This is a genomic window from Amycolatopsis sp. NPDC047767 (genome assembly GCF_040704195.1).
Lineage (GTDB): Bacteria > Actinomycetota > Actinomycetes > Mycobacteriales > Pseudonocardiaceae > Amycolatopsis.
Window position 1 is genome coordinate 25896 of record NZ_JBEYSJ010000058.1, and the last position, 14323, is coordinate 40218.

The window sequence follows — 14323 nt, forward strand, 5'->3', positions numbered from 1 at the left end:
CGCACCGCTTCGGTGCGGCCGCCATTGCCCCCGCCCTTCGTCCGCCTGCAGCCTTTGGTCGCCCGCAGCCCTATGGCCGCCTGCAGCCTTTGACTGCCTGCAGCTCACGCCTGCCTCACCACTGCGCCGACCGAACCCACTTCCCACGCGCCTGTCCCCTTGTGACCCACCCCGGCTCCGCTCCCACGTTCGCCGGCTGTTCTCGCGCATCGCTGCCGCGTACCGAACCACCGTCACGGCCAGGGCTCCACTCCCCAACGGCCATCCGCTCGCGGCCCTGCTCCCGCTTCGCTCCCGTGCACGCCGGCCGCCTCTCGCAAACTGTTGCCCCGCCCCCGCCCCGCCGCTACGGCCCAGGCTCCGCTCCCACGGCCATCCGTTTGTGGGCCCTGTTCTGGCTCCTCCCCCGCATTTGCCGGCAGTGTTTCGCAAACTGCTGCCGCGCCCCGCTCCGCCGCTAATGTCCAGGCTCCGATCCCGCGGCCATCCGCTTGTAGGCCCTGCCCGGTTCCCCTCCCGCATTTGCCGGCAGTGTTTCGCGAATTGCTGCCGCGCCACCGCGCTCCGGCTCCGCTTCCCACACCCATCTGCCGTGCCTTGTTCCGGCTCCGCTCCACGTTTTCCGGCTGCGCCCCCGCGCCGCTGACACCCGTGCCGCCTGACTGCTGTGGCCCGGACCCGCTCTTCACGCTCATCCTGTCTGCGGCGCTGCTCTGGCTCCTCTTCCGCGTTCGCCAGCACGGTCCGCACGCTGCTGCCACTCGTGCTGCTCCACCGCCACAGCCCGGGGCCCCGCTTCTCGCATCCATCGGTTTGCGGCGCCGCTCCGGCTCCGCTTCGGCGTTCGCCAGCCGCGTCCCGCATGCTGCCGCTACGCGTGCCGCCCACCGTCGCGACCCGGACCGCTTCCCGCGCCGATCTGTCACGGCCTGCTCTGGCTCCGCTTCCGCGTTTGCCGGCAGCGGCTCGCGCGTTGCTGTCGCTCGTGTCGCCTTACCGTCCCGGCCCGGCTCCGCTCCTGATGCTCATCCGTTTGCATCGCTGTTCTGGCTCCGCTTCCACGTTTGCCGGCAGCGGCTCGCGCATTTCTGCCACGTCCGCGGCCTCACCGCTGTAGCTCGACCCCGATTCCGGCACCCATCTGCCGTGCCCTGCTCCGGCTCCGCTCCAAGGCTCCCCGGCTGAGTTTCGCTGCTGTCGCGGGTGCCGCCTCACTGCTGCGGCCCGGGCACTCCCTCACACCTATTCATTTTGCGGCGCTGCTCCGGCTCCGCTTCCGCATTTGCCAGCCGCGTCCCGCACGCTGCTGCCGCGCCGCAACGCCTGGATCCGCCCTCATGCCCATCTGCTTCGGCCCTGTTCCGGGCGTGCTCCGCGGTCGCCGCGGGCCTGCAGGCTGCTACCGAGACTGCCGCCCGGCCAGCGTGTCGGGACTGGTCTCCAGACCCACCTGCGTGCCGTCACCCAGCCTCGATTCCGTGCTGGCCACCGTGCCTCGGCGTGCTGCGGCCTCGATGCCTCGCTGCTGTGCCGCCTCGCCGCTGTGTCGCCTTGCTGCTGCGCCCCAGTTCGGCTCCCCCGTTGCCGCTGCGATTTGGCCCCTGCTCCCGCGTGTACTTGCTTCCGTGGCTTGGTCTTGGCCGCGCAGCGTGCAATCCCTGCCGTACCTATCACGTTGCTGGCGTGGCCTGAGCTGGCTGCTGTCCTGATCGTCTTGCCCGTGCGCGTCGACCCTGGACAGCGCCCATCGTCGTGTCACAGCGGCTTGACCGGGTTGCCGCGCTCATGCCTTGCCGCTGCGGCGTTGACCTGGTGCCGTGCTCATCGTCCGGCCTCCGTGGAGCGGGTTCGCTCTCGTGCTGATCGCGTTGCCGCCTCAAACCTGCGAAGGATCTGGTCTTGCGCTTGTCGGCCCGACGCATGGCCCGAACCCATTGCCGCGGTCATGGTCCTGCGGTCTTGATCCGGTGCCACTAGGTCACCCGCTCGCTCGGTCCACGGATCGCGCTCCGGAGATGACGGATTACCGGCGTTGGGCTGGTCCGGCGATCTGGCAATGCAGCGCTCGCACGGCCACGACCCCGCACCCCCTCACTCCGCCCCCATATCACCGCGGCCCGCTCTATCCGCCAAGCCAGTTCCGACTGCCCGCCCGGTGTTGCCGGCGCTCGCTCCAGCCGACCCGGCAGCCCCCCCGGGACTTCGAGACTCGGGCGCGGACCCCACGCCAACTGATGGAGAACTTCGCCGTCGATGCGCCGGCGCGCTCACCCAACCCGCTGGACACGACCCGGGCGCACCTCGCGCTGTCATGTCGGTGCTGGGGCGGCCAGCCGGAGCGAATTACAAGTGTGGCGTTTCACGTGAAACCGCGACCGCCGTGCATCACCACGTCGACGTGGTTTCACGTGGAACACGCCTGTGGACACTCGGCTCCCCGAGTGGAGTTGTCCACAGTTGCGGTCTGTCGGCTCGATTTGGGCGCGCCATCGGGGACAATCGAGCGAGCGCGTTTCACGTGAAACGCGCGGACCGAGGAGTGGGTTTCGTGAGCTTGGACGGCGCCACCGCGATGGTGCGGACTGCGGCGGCGGAGGTGTTCGGGGAGCGGGTGGACCGGGCGGCTGGGTACGTTGAGTTGCTGGCTACGCATGGGGTCGAGCGGGGGCTGATCGGGCCGCGTGAGGTGGAGCGGTTGTGGGAGCGTCACGTGCTGAACTCGGCTGTTATCGGGGAGCAGATTCCTGACGGAGCGCGCGTGGTCGATGTCGGGTCAGGGGCGGGACTTCCGGGTGTGCCGCTGGCGATCGCTCGACCGGACCTCGCTATCGTTCTCCTCGAACCCATGGCCCGCCGGGTCGACTGGCTGGCCGAGGTCGCCGAGAAGCTGGAACTCCCGATCACCATCGTGCGTGGACGCGCCGAGGAGCGGTCTGTGCGTGAGCAGCTGGGTGGCGCAGACGTCGTCACCGCTCGCGCTGTTGCTCCTCTCGCTCGCCTCGCGGGCTGGTGTCTTCCGCTGGTTCGCCCCGAAGGTCGTCTGGTTGCACTCAAGGGAGCCAGCGCGGGAGAGGAAATCGAGCGGGACCGCGTGGCTGTGCGGAAGGCCGGCGGTGCCGATCCAGAACTCGCCGAGTGCGGGAAGGCAGTACTCGAGGTCCCCAGCACGGTCGTGATGATCCGCCGCCTGCCACCGAAGCCATCCCGGCCACGCGGCAGGCGGAGCTAAGCGTACGAGTGCGGCCGCGGCGTTCCACGTGAAACACCGCGGTCCGAACGCCAACGAGTCGTCTATCAAGAGGAGGTGTCGAGACCGGTGAATCCCCGACCGTCCGACCCTGCGAGCACCGGCCACGACTTGGGCTGGACGCCGATCGCCGAAGAAGCCGTCCGCGCTGCGAGCGTCCTGCACCCGAAGGAGGGCACGCTCCCCCGCCCGATCCGTCGTCGGGTGCTGACGGTCGCCAACCAGAAGGGCGGCGTCGGTAAGACGACGAGCGCCGTCAACCTCGCTGCCGCGCTCGCCGTGCACGGGCTGAAGACTCTGGTGATCGACCTCGACCCCCAGGGCAACGCCAGCACCGCGCTCGACATCGACCACCGGTCCGGCACGCCGTCGATCTACGAGGTGCTCATCGGTGAGGTGACGCTTGCCGAAGCAGCGGCCGTGAGCGAGCAGTCGTCGAACCTGTTTTGTGTGCCCGCGACGATCGACCTCGCCGGCGCAGAGATCGAGCTCGTCTCCATGGCGAACCGCGAGACGCGGCTCAAGGAGGCGCTCTCGTCCGAGATCCTCGACCAGATCGGCGTCGACTACGTCTTCATCGACTGCCCGCCGTCGCTCGGCCTCCTCACCGTCAACGCGATGGTGGCCGCGCAAGAGGTGCTCATCCCGATCCAGTGCGAGTACTACGCGCTGGAAGGTCTGGGGCAGCTGCTGAGCAACATCGAGCTCGTGCAGCAGCACCTCAACCGCGAGCTCCGCGTCTCCACGATCCTGCTGACGATGTACGACGGTCGCACCAAGCTCGCCGACCAGGTCACCAACGAGGTCCGCAACCACTTCGGCGACACTGTCCTGAAGACCGTCATCCCGCGCAGTGTGAAGGTCTCGGAGGCGCCTGGCTACGGTCAGACCGTGCTCTCCTACGACCCCGGTTCACGTGGCGCCATGAGCTACCTCGACGCCGCCAAGGAGATCGCGGAGCGTGGCGCGACCGAAGGAAGGAGCAGTACCGCATGACTGAGCGCAGAGGAGGGCTGGGGCGGGGGCTCGCGGCCCTGATCCCGACCGGGCCGGCCACCACGGCCGGCCCGGCGTCCTCCGCCGTCGAAGGGGGCACGCCCGCGGACAAAGCGGCGCGTGAGGAGAAGGGCTGGTTCGCGGCCAACGGCGCGGCGACTCCCGTCAGCGGCGAGGTCGCCGGCGCGGTCTACCGGGAGATCCCGGTCAGCGCCGTCAAGCCGAACCCGAAGCAGCCCCGCCAGGTCTTCGACGAAGATGCGCTCGCCGAACTCGAACACTCCATCCGCGAGTTCGGGCTCATGCAGCCCATCGTCGTCCGCGAACTGGGCGACGGCGAGTACGAGCTCGTCATGGGCGAGCGGCGCCTGCGCGCGTCGCAGCAAGCGGAGCTCGAGGCGATCCCCGCGATCGTCCGGCAGACCGCCGACGAGTCCATGCTCCGCGACGCGCTTCTGGAGAACATCCACCGCGTCCAGCTGAACCCGCTCGAAGAGGCGGCCGCGTACCAGCAGCTGCTCGACGAGTTCGCGGTGACGCACGAGGAGCTCGCCAGCCGCATCGGCCGCAGCCGGCCCGTCATCACCAACACGATCCGTCTTCTCAAGCTGCCGCTGGCCGTGCAGCGTCGAGTGGCCGCGGGTGTGCTTTCGGCCGGGCACGCGCGGGCGTTGCTGTCGCTCGAAGATCCGGAAAGCCAGGAAGAGCTCGCGGCCCGAATCGTCGCGGAGGGCATGTCGGTGCGCGCCACCGAGGAGGCCGTCACGCTCAAGAAGAGCGAAAAGCCGGCGAAGCCGAAGCCCGCTCCCCGCAAGCCGATTCAGGCACCGGGACTGCAGGAGTTGGCCAACCGTCTCTCCGATCGCTTCGACACCCGAGTGAAGGTCGACCTCGGCCGCCGCAAGGGACGCATCGTCCTCGAGTTCGGCTCGGTCGACGATCTCGAACGCATCGTCTCGATCATCGACGCGAACTCGACCGAAAAAACGGCGAATCAGACAGAGGAAACCGACTAGGGATCACCCAGGGTCGTTTCGTCACGGTGATGATTGCTCACCGGGATGGTCACCGGCACTCTGGGTGGTCGCCGCGGGCGCGGGAAAAATCGGCGGTCGCGCGGCGCGGAATCCGGGAGAGTTGGCGGAACCAGCTCTCCCGAAGGAGCGTTCCGTGATCTCTCCGCGCCTGGCGCCGTTGCTGAGTCAGTTCGACTTCGCGTGCGGGCGGCTCGTCGATCGCCTCGGCGGGCCGGCGGTCGACAGCGGCGACGGTACCCCCGTCTCAGTCGACCCGATGACCGACGACGAGTTCCGGTGGGAGCCGGCGCCGGACTGTTGGTCGGTGCGGCGGCGCTCCGCCGGGCCGGGGCCGCGCGCGACGTTCCTCGCCGGCCGCGGCGAGTGGGGCCGCGACTCGGCGCCCCACCCCCACCCGTGGCCGCCGCCCGTCACGACGATCGCGTGGCGGCTCAGCCACCTGAGCGAAATGCTGGTGCTGCGCGCCGACCACACGTCAGGCAGCCACACGCTGACCCGTGACGACTACGTCGATACCGGCGACGCCGCAACCGCGACTGCCGCGTTCCAAACCGGCGCAGCTGCGTGGCGGAAGGTTTTGCTGAGCGTCGACGACGCAGCACTCGACACCGTGGGCCTGTGCACCTATCCCCACGGCAGTGATCCGGACGAGCCGTTCCTCGAGATCGTGTGGTGGGTCAACCAGGAAGTGCTGCACCACGGCGCCGAGATCGCATTGCTGCGCGACCTCTACCGAGCGCGGTGATCAGCGCGCGACGGCCCGCGCCACGAGGTCCGCGAACACCGACCCGAGCGATTTCCCTGCCGCCTCAACGGCCATCGGCACCGTCGACGTCTCGGTGAGGCCCGGCGACAGGTTCACCTCGAGAAAGTGCACTGTTCCGTCGGCGGTGATCACGGCGTCGGTGCGCGAGATGTCACGCAGGCCGAGCCAGCGGTGCGCAGCCACGGCCAGCTCGCCGACGGCCTTCGCCGCCTCCTCGGAAATGCGCGCCGGCGTGAAGAAGTCGGTGAGACCGGCCGTATAACGGGCGGTGTAGTCGTAAACGCCGCTCTCCGGCACGATCTCGACGGCCGGCAGCGCCTCGGCGCCGTGCTCACCCTCGACGACCGTGACGGCCACCTCGACCCCGTCGACGAACTGCTCGGCGAGCACGGTGTCGCCGTACGCGAAGCAGCCGACCATCGCCGCGGGTAGTTCCGACGCCTCGCGCACGACCTGCGTGCCGAGCGCCGAGCCGCCTTGATCCGGCTTGAGGATCATCGGCAGGCCGAGGCGCTCTACCATCGCGTCGAGCACCGACTGCGCGCCGAGCTCGCGGAAAGTGCTGTGGGGCAACACAACCCAGTCCGGCGTCGAGAACCCGGCCTGCTGCACGAACGCCTTCGCGGTCGGCTTGTCCCACGCACGGCGGCAGCCCATGCTCGAAGTTCCGACGAAGGGCACGCCGAGCATTTCCAGCACCGTCTGCACGGAGCCGTTCTCGCCCTCACCGCCGTGCAGCGCGACGACAACCGCGTCGGGCCGCTGCGTACGCAGGCGTTCCAGCAGCCCGGCGTCGGTGTCCCACTCCTCCACGGTGAGCCCCTCGGCGCGCAGCGCGGCCGAAAGCCGGCGGCCCGAACGGAGGGAGACGTCGCGTTCGTGGGAAAGCCCGCCTGCGAGCACGGCAACGGTACGGTCGACCACCGTGGGAACTCCTTAGGTTTTGCTGCGGACCCGGTCAGACCGTGTCCGGCGACGGGGTTTCCGACCCCGAGATGGTGCGTGCCTTCACGCTACCGAAGGTGCGGCTGAGGTCCATTTCGGACTCCAGCACCGCCGCGAGCCGGCGCACGCCTTCGCGGATCCGTTCGGGCGTCGGGTAGCAGTACGACAGGCGCATCTGGCGCGAGCCGTAACCGTCGGCGTAGAAGCCGGTGCCCGACGCGTACGCCACGCGCGCGGTCACGGCGCGCGGCAACATTGCTTTGGTGTCAACACCTTCCGGCACGGTGACCCACACGTAGAAGCCGCCTTCGGGCATCGTCCACGAGCAGCCCGGCGGCAGGTACTGGTTCAGCGCCGAGATCATCGCGTCGCGGCGCTCGCGGTAGTTCTCGCGGAACTTCTTGATCTGGCCCATCCAATCGTGCGTCGCGAGGTAGCGCGAGACGATCATCTGGTTGAACGTGGGCGGGCACAGCGTCGCGGATTCCGCTGCCAGCACAAGCTTTTCGCGCACGGCGTGCGGCGCGAGCACCCAGCCGACGCGCAGGCCGGAGGCGAACGTCTTCGAGAACGAGCCGAGGTACACCACGTTGTCGGGGTCGATCGAGCGCAGCGCCGGGTAGGTCTGGCCGTCGAAGCCGAGGAGCCCGTACGGGTTGTCCTCGACGATCAGCACACCGTGCTCTCGGCAGATCTCCACGATCTCCGCGCGGCGCTCGACGGCGAGCGTGACGCCGGCGGGGTTGTGGAAATTCGGGATGGTGTAAAGGAATTTGACGCGCCGGCCGGTCTTCTCGGCCTGCCGCAGCGCTTCGCGCAAGCCCTCGGGCACGAGCCCCTGCTCGTCCATCGCGACGTGCACGACCTTCGCCTGGTACGCAGCGAACGAGCCGAGTGCGCCGACGTACGAAGGCCCTTCGGCGATCACGATGTCACCGGGGTCGCAGAAGAGGCGAGTGACCATGTCGAGGCCCATCTGCGAACCAACAGTGACGACGACGTCGTCCGGGTGCGCCTTGATGCCTTCGAGCGCCATGATTTCGCAGATCTGGTCGCGCAGTGTGGGGATGCCGTGGGCCGACCCGTACTGCAGTGCCACGAGACCCTCGTCGGCGATGATCTCCGCCACCTGGGCCGACAGCGTGTCCAGCGGCAGCGCGGCGAGGTTCGGCATGCCGCCGGCCAGGGACACGACCTCGGGCCGGCTCGCCACCGCGAAGAGCGCCCGGATCTCCGAAGCGGTCATCCCGGCGGTGCGCGCTGCGTACCGGTCGAGGTGAGGGTCGAGATTGTGGCGGCCGGCTTGCGGCTTGACGGGGCGGTTCTCGGTCATCGACACACCTGAGGGCTCGGTGGTACCTGCGGGTAGATCCATCGAGTGTAACCAGGGCCTCTTCCTGGTCCCCGCTCTTCCGGCGCTCATCACATCGTCCTATTCTTCGAGTGGCTCTTCCGGTCGTTCCTGCGCTCTTGCGGGGAGCGGATGCCGGTCGTGAGGGATTCGGGGAGGTTTCAGGTGTCGCGTCGCGTGGTGGGCGTCACACTCGACAACCTCGAAGACCTGCCCAAGAGCTGTCGCCGGTGCGTCTACTGGGAGCTCGCGCCGCACCTCAAGGCCCAAGCGGAGGAGTTCGGCTCCACCGAGGTCGAGAAGGAAGCGTGGGTCTCCAGCGTGCTGCTGGAGTGGGGTTCCTGCGGCCGCATCGTCTACAGCGACACGCTGCCGGTCGGCTTCGTGCTCTACGCGCCGCCGAACGCCGTGCCGCGCTCCCTGGCCTTCCCCACGTCGCCGCCCAGTGCCGACGCCGTGCTGCTCACCGCGTTCCAGGTCCTGCCGGAGTTCCGCGGCGGCGGCCTCGGCCGGATGCTCGTGCAGGCCGTGGCGAAGGACCTGACCAAACGCGGCGTCCGCGCCATCGAGGCGTTCGGCGACGCCGTGCCCGACGAGGTCGACCCGATGGGCCAGCACACCTGCGTGCTGCCGGCGGGTTTCCTGCAGAGCGTCGGCTTCAAGACGGTGCGGCCGCACTCGAAGTGGCCGCGGCTGCGGCTGGAACTGCGCTCGGCGATCACCTGGAAGGAAGACGTCGAGGCGGCACTGGAGCGGCTGCTCGGCCAGGTGACGATCACGACGGCGGAGCCGAGCCTCGGGCGGGCTTGATCAGCGGGTCTCGAGCTGGTTCTTGAGCTTGGTGAGGCTTTCGCGCCAGTAGGTCTTGAAGTCGTTGGCGGTCGCTTCGTCGACAACGCGCTCGTGCGCCAAGGCGATCTGGGTCTTCGTGCGTTTGTCGACAAATCCGATGTTGACCCGCGTGGCTCCGTCGCCCCAGCCGAACCGCGCCGACGTGTTCCGCTGCGTCGTTCTGATCTTGAGCCGATCGCCGTCGAGCCACTTTCCCCTCGCGGCCGCGTCGACCACGGCTTCGTAGACATCCTCGACCCTCGCCTCGATCGTCCGGCTCGCACTCACCGTGAACAGCCCGTCCCGACCCCCGTTGCGCGGCCGCAACCCTCGGGACCGCTCGTACTCGACGGTCACTGTCTGTGCCCACCAGTTGCCCAACCGATGCTCCTCAACGAGCCGGCCGACGATCTCCCCGTGGCCCTGACCACGCGCTCCCCACGCGTCGAGCACCTCACCCCACTCGCCGAACCCTCGCCCGGTTGCCGTACGCACCGCATCGTCCGAGGTCAACTTCGTGCCACCCATGGCAGCCCTCCTTGTCCCGTCACCCGGAACGTCGCCACCGACCCCCACCCCTTCGACACACCCCCCGAAAGATCTTCGCGACGCCCACGTACCACGGTCTTACCCAGCCCGAAATACCCGATTTCCCCACCTGTGCACAACTGTGGAAGAAACCCCGAGTTATCCACAGATCCCTGATAGACGCCGTGGAAAACCTGTGGATGAGTAGACTGGATCTGGGGACGCCCCCCGAGGAGGGCGGGGGCTGCCCCAAGGTGTGGTGTGTCCCCGCCGGGACGGGCGCAATGGGTTGTGGCGGTCCGCGGGGGCGGTCGAAGCGGTCGCGCGGCTCCGGTTGTGGGGTTGGCGGTGGACTACTCCACCTGGGTTGGCCCGTGCACCGCTTGGGGTGACTTCCGGGCCGGGGTTGTGCACAGGGCGCCAGCGGTGGCGGTTGGTGACGCGGTGAGTGCGGCTGGTTGTGACGGATGCGCATGACTACCCAGAGTGGTTGTGGGTAAGTCCTCCGAAAGCGTTCCAGCCGGGCGCTGGCTCGGGCGGCGGAGGGGTCGAAGCCGCGGTGATGGTGGGTCGGGCCGGGTTTGGCGTGACGGTTCGCCCCCGGATTCGGCGACGGACTTCGGTTGGGCGCAACTGTTGGCTTGTGTGGACACGAAGTGGTGCTAGGAGCTGGCTACCCGCGGCCACTCTCGGATGGCCTGCCTCGGGCGACGTGCAGTTGGAAGGGTCGACGGCCGGCTGCATCAACCAGTGCCTAGACAGCTCTATCACCACAACGCCACTGAACGGAGGCACCAATCCAGGACTCCCAACCAGCGCCGGCGCATTCTGGCTCAGTCCTCGCGGCGCGAGCTGGAGCCCTCGGCCGCGACGGTCCGAGTCGGCAACCAGCGAGCAACGGCGAGCAATCGAAAGGCGCGCGGCTACAAACCTCGGAGCCGGGCCTCGCGGCCTGATCTCAGCGCACGATGGGCAGCGACGGGCGGACACCGACCGGCAGATCGGCTTGGCGGCGATCTTCGCGGTCCGCAGTGCAGAGATCGGTGGGACCGCGCGGCGACCCGCCGCGATCGCGGCCGACGCCCCCGACCGGCCCAAGAGTTCGGTGGCTTGGGCGGTGGGAAGCGCAGCGATCTGGCGCTGTCATCGGAGGTCGTGGTCGGTGGTGGGTGGCCGGTGCTGAGTCGCGAAAGCTGGGGGCGGTGGCCGCTGATCGGGCGGCGACCAACAGTCGGTGACCAGAACTTGGCTTGGTGGAGCGGAATTCGGGGTTCCGTGGCGGGCTGTGGAAGCGGCGATGAGTAATCGGTGATCGGAACTCAGCTCGCGGATCGAGCTCGAGCTCAGCGGCCGAGTCCGTGGGGCCGAACAGGTGGCCAGAAGCGGCCAGTGCCTCGGGCTGGAGGCATGAAGTTGCCGGCTGCTGGAACCGGTTATCAGAGGACGAGCTGGAGCAGGCGGCGGCACAACGGAAGCAGTCGGCCGCCCCTGCAGCAGAGAGTTAAGACCGGCGGGCGGGGCGCTGCCGCTTGTCGGAGGGGCCAGCGGTCGCTGGCCTGAGTGCAGGTGAGCGGTGACTCGCCCCCGGCGGGCAGCGGCGACGGCCGAGCCCGGCTGCTGACCTGCAGCAGCAGGTTTGGAGCATGGCCTGCACTGGCGAACTGCCGGGCGGGGCGGTGAATCTTGGCCCGGGGCAGATACCAGAGGAGCGATGGCTGAGGCCGGCTAGCGGCGTCTGATTATTGGCGCCACGCGCCAATAATCAGGAGGGCTGACAGCTCAAGCTGGGAGCGGCTGCCGCGCAGTGCCGCTAGGTCTTAAGGATCGCGCCCATGCCCATGCCCATGCCCATGCCCATGCACAAGGGCGAGGCCAGGATCCACGGGCGAGGTACGGGGCGAGCGAGCCGCAGCGAAGCAGCGGCAAGCAGGAGCAAAAGCTGGGATCAGAAGGCGTTTATCGAGGCCAATGCCCGGGCAACGAGCCCTGACCACGCAGCTGAACAAGGCCGGCAGTCGAGGGTGGAAGTCGTTCGAGAGAGCAGCCGGCTGGTTGCAAAACCACGGGGTCGCGACGGAGCCAACGGGCAATGGATCGACAGTGAAGGGCGGGCCGGTGGAGTGGCGACCGAGCCGGCGGGAGCCATGGCTGCAGATCGAGAACGGGCCCGGGAACGCCGGTTGGCGGGCGTGAGGCAGCCGGTGCTGGGTGGTGGCTGAGCCAGTGGGTGCCATGAGTTGTAGATGGAGAACCGGGCGCACCGATCAGAGAGCGGCAGGCAGCCGGTGCTGGGCGGTGGCCGAGCCAGCAGGAGCCCATGGATTGCAGATCGAGAAACGGACGCGCCGGCTAGAGAGCGGTAGACGGCCAGTGCTGGGCGGTGGCCGAGCCAGCGGGAGCCCGTGGGTTGCAAGATCGAGAACGGGCCGGGCGCGCCGGCCAGAGAGCGGCGGGCAGTCGGTGCTGCGTGGTGGTCGAGCCAGCGGGAGCCCATGGATTGCAGATGGAGAACCGGGCGCGCCGGCCAAAGAGCGGCATCCAGCGGTGCTGGACCGTGGTCGAGCCAGCGGGAGCCCGTGGGTTGCAGATCGAGAACGGGCCCGGAGCGCCGACCGGAGAGCGCAGGCAGGCGGTGGAGGGCGATGGCCGGAAGACATGGCGGCGACCAGCGGACCAGCGGACCCAGCTGCAAAAAGACGTGAGCCGGGCCTCGTGGAGGAGGGCCCGGCTCATGCGTGAAGAACGGGAAGACCTACTCGGCCTTGGCCAGCTCGTGAGCCAAGACGTCGGCGAAGGTGAAGGTGCCCGTGGGTTGGTCGCCTTCGCCGAGGAGGTAGAGGCGTTTGACGGCGATGAGGATGCCCTCGGCGACGATGTCGCGGAAGGCGGGGTCGGCGAGTTTGCGGCTGTCGTCCGGGTTGGTGAGGTAGCCGATCTCCACGCGGACGGCGGGGCAGCGGGTGCGGGTGAAGATCTCCCACGTCTTGTAGTGGGTGCGGCAGTCGCGCAGGCCGGTGCGGGCGACGACCTCGCGTTGGATGAAGCCGGCGAGGAGCTCGCCCACCGTGGAGGTGGTGCCGTTGCCGGTGCCGAAGTGGAAGCTGGCGATGCCCTGGGCGCGGGGGCTGGGGTTGCTGTCGCTGTGGAGGGACAGGAACAGGTCGGCGCCGGCGTCGTTGGCGAAGCGGGCGCGTTCGAAGTCCGTGGGGCTGTGGTTGGGGCCCCTCGAAATCAACGCTTCCATGCCGGTGGCCTGCATGCGGCCTTCCAACCTGCGCGCGAGGTCCCACGCGATGTCGGCTTCGCGGAGGCCGCCGGCGATGACGCCGAGGTCTTCGCCGCCGTGGCCGGGGTCGATGACGATGCGCTTGCCGCGCAGGCGCGGGCCGGCCTGGCGGACCTGCTCCTGTTCGCGCAGGAAGACGGGACGGCCGCCGCGGGCGCGGGGCGAGGAAAGGCGGTGCAGCTCGCGGATGGTGGCCGGGCCGCAGATGCCGTCGGACTCGAGGCGCATGTCGCGCTGGAAGGTGCGGAGGGCGCGTTCGGTCTGCGGGCCGAAGTAGCCGTCGGGGCGGCCGGCGTCGAAGCCGAGCTCGGTGAGGCGCTCCTGCAGCGCGAAGACGTCGTCGCCCTGCACGGGCGAGGACAGCATGTACTGCAGCGGACGGCTCCCCAGGTGGAAGCTCGCGCCCTTCATCGCCTGGAACGTCGCGGGGCCTACCACCCCGTCGGTGATCAGCCCACGACGCTGCTGGAAGGCCCGTACAGCGTGCTCGACGGCGGCGTCGAAGGTGCCGTACTGCTCGGTCCCCGCCACCGGCGGGAGCAGGTCCATCCCGGCAAGGATCGACCTGATCTCGGCGACGTCCGGACCGGCGTCACCGCGGCGGAGTACCCGCATGCACTCCTCGCTCTTCCTAGGGCACCGAAACCGGCTCGATGCGAAAACAGAAAACCTGTGTGGGTGGTAAGCCCAGGGCACCTATTGTGCCCTGTGAACTCTCGGTGAGCGCGTAGGCCCGGTCGGTATGCCCCGGGAGAGCGCAAGCCGCCGCAGGACGGACACGCCCGTGCACCTGCGTGATCATGGCCACGGACACTTCGCCCGAACGTGCGAGAACCCGGGCCCGCGAGACGATTCCCGCAGGCCCGGGTTCTCAGCAGCTGGACAGCGCCCGCTCGATCAGAGGACGTCCTTCAGGTCGGACAGCAGAGCCGCCTTCGGCTTCGCGCCGACGATCTGCTTCACCGGCTTGCCACCCTGGAACAGGATCAGGGTCGGGATGGACATCACCTGGTAGTCACGCGCCGTGTTCGGGTTCTCGTCGATGTCGAGCTTCGCGACGGTCAGCTTCTCGCCGTTCTCGGCCGCGATCTCCTCGAGCACGGGGGCGACCATCTTACAAGGCCCGCACCAGGTCGCCCAGAAGTCGACCAGGACCGGCTTCTCGCTGGTCAGGACGTCGTCCACGAACGACTTGTCGGTCACCTTGACGGTGTTGTTGCCCATGGTTTCTCCTTCGGGTCGGTCTCGGAAAGTCAGTGGGTGCCGGCGCCGTAGCCGCCGCCGACCAGCTCGGACGCCTCGTGGGCGTTCTCGTCGCCATGCTCCGCCAGCCATC

The 14323-nt window shown here is 68.9% G+C and carries 10 protein-coding genes; 5 read left to right on the forward strand and 5 right to left on the reverse strand.

Going from position 1 to position 14323, the window contains the following annotated elements; genetic code table 11:
- Window positions 1-2548: 2548 nt before the first annotated feature.
- The 4 genes from rsmG (at window position 2549) to AB0878_RS47660 (ending at window position 6025) form a co-directional block, all read left to right on the forward strand.
- Window positions 2549-3229: a 16S rRNA (guanine(527)-N(7))-methyltransferase RsmG gene (gene rsmG / locus AB0878_RS47645; RefSeq protein WP_220245399.1), complete on the forward strand. Its 681-nt coding sequence runs from the start codon at window positions 2549-2551 to the stop codon at window positions 3227-3229.
- Between the two features lie 87 nt (window positions 3230-3316).
- Window positions 3317-4243: a ParA family protein gene (locus tag AB0878_RS47650; RefSeq protein ID WP_366589879.1), complete on the forward strand. Its 927-nt coding sequence runs from the start codon at window positions 3317-3319 to the stop codon at window positions 4241-4243.
- Complete coding sequence (locus AB0878_RS47655; RefSeq protein ID WP_366589882.1) at window positions 4240-5259, forward strand: ParB/RepB/Spo0J family partition protein; 1020 nt, start codon at window positions 4240-4242, stop codon at window positions 5257-5259. Before AB0878_RS47650 ends, AB0878_RS47655 begins: the two co-directional genes overlap by 4 nt.
- A 154-nt stretch (window positions 5260-5413) precedes the next feature.
- Window positions 5414-6025: a DinB family protein gene (locus AB0878_RS47660; protein ID WP_366589884.1), complete on the forward strand. Its 612-nt coding sequence runs from the start codon at window positions 5414-5416 to the stop codon at window positions 6023-6025.
- Here the strand turns inward: AB0878_RS47660 and AB0878_RS47665 are convergent, their stop codons facing one another.
- Both AB0878_RS47665 and AB0878_RS47670 read right to left on the reverse strand, forming a co-directional pair.
- Window positions 6026-6970 carry a D-alanine--D-alanine ligase gene (locus AB0878_RS47665; protein ID WP_366589886.1) on the reverse strand — a complete coding sequence of 315 codons (945 nt, stop codon included), beginning with the start codon at window positions 6968-6970 and terminating at the stop codon, window positions 6026-6028.
- Between the two features lie 34 nt (window positions 6971-7004).
- The gene (locus AB0878_RS47670; protein ID WP_366589888.1) at window positions 7005-8324 is read right to left on the reverse strand and encodes a PLP-dependent aminotransferase family protein; all 1320 of its coding nucleotides are present in this window, start codon (window positions 8322-8324) and stop codon (window positions 7005-7007) included.
- Window positions 8325-8507: 183 nt separating this feature from the next.
- Between AB0878_RS47670 and AB0878_RS47675 the strand changes: the two genes are divergently transcribed.
- Window positions 8508-9152, forward strand: a complete 645-nt coding sequence (locus AB0878_RS47675; protein WP_360607498.1) for a GNAT family N-acetyltransferase — start codon at window positions 8508-8510, stop codon at window positions 9150-9152.
- Here AB0878_RS47675 and AB0878_RS47680 read toward each other — a convergent pair whose 3' ends face one another.
- From AB0878_RS47680 to trxA, 3 genes are all read right to left on the reverse strand, one after another.
- Window positions 9153-9626, reverse strand: a complete 474-nt coding sequence (locus AB0878_RS47680; RefSeq protein WP_366589891.1) for a hypothetical protein — start codon at window positions 9624-9626, stop codon at window positions 9153-9155.
- A 2827-nt stretch (window positions 9627-12453) separates the two neighbouring features.
- Entirely contained in the window at window positions 12454-13602 is a 1149-nt protein-coding gene (locus tag AB0878_RS47685) for an N-acetylmuramoyl-L-alanine amidase (protein WP_366589893.1), read from the reverse strand.
- A 282-nt stretch (window positions 13603-13884) separates the two neighbouring features.
- Window positions 13885-14211 (reverse strand): thioredoxin, encoded by a 327-nt coding sequence (gene trxA, locus AB0878_RS47690; RefSeq protein ID WP_220240252.1) that lies wholly within the window; start codon window positions 14209-14211, stop codon window positions 13885-13887.
- Between the last annotated feature and the right edge of the window lie 112 nt (window positions 14212-14323).

Bases quoted from the DNA above. Each gene is read 5' to 3' on its own strand.
- AB0878_RS47655 (WP_366589882.1), top strand. From the start codon at position 4,240: ATGACTGAGCGCAGAGGAGGGCTGGGGCGGGGGCTCGCGGCCCTGATC.
- AB0878_RS47670 (WP_366589888.1), bottom strand. From the start codon at position 8,324: ATGACCGAGAACCGCCCCGTCAAGCCGCAAGCCGGCCGCCACAATCTC.
- AB0878_RS47685 (WP_366589893.1), bottom strand. From the start codon at position 13,602: ATGCGGGTACTCCGCCGCGGTGACGCCGGTCCGGACGTCGCCGAGATC.
- trxA (WP_220240252.1), bottom strand. From the start codon at position 14,211: ATGGGCAACAACACCGTCAAGGTGACCGACAAGTCGTTCGTGGACGAC.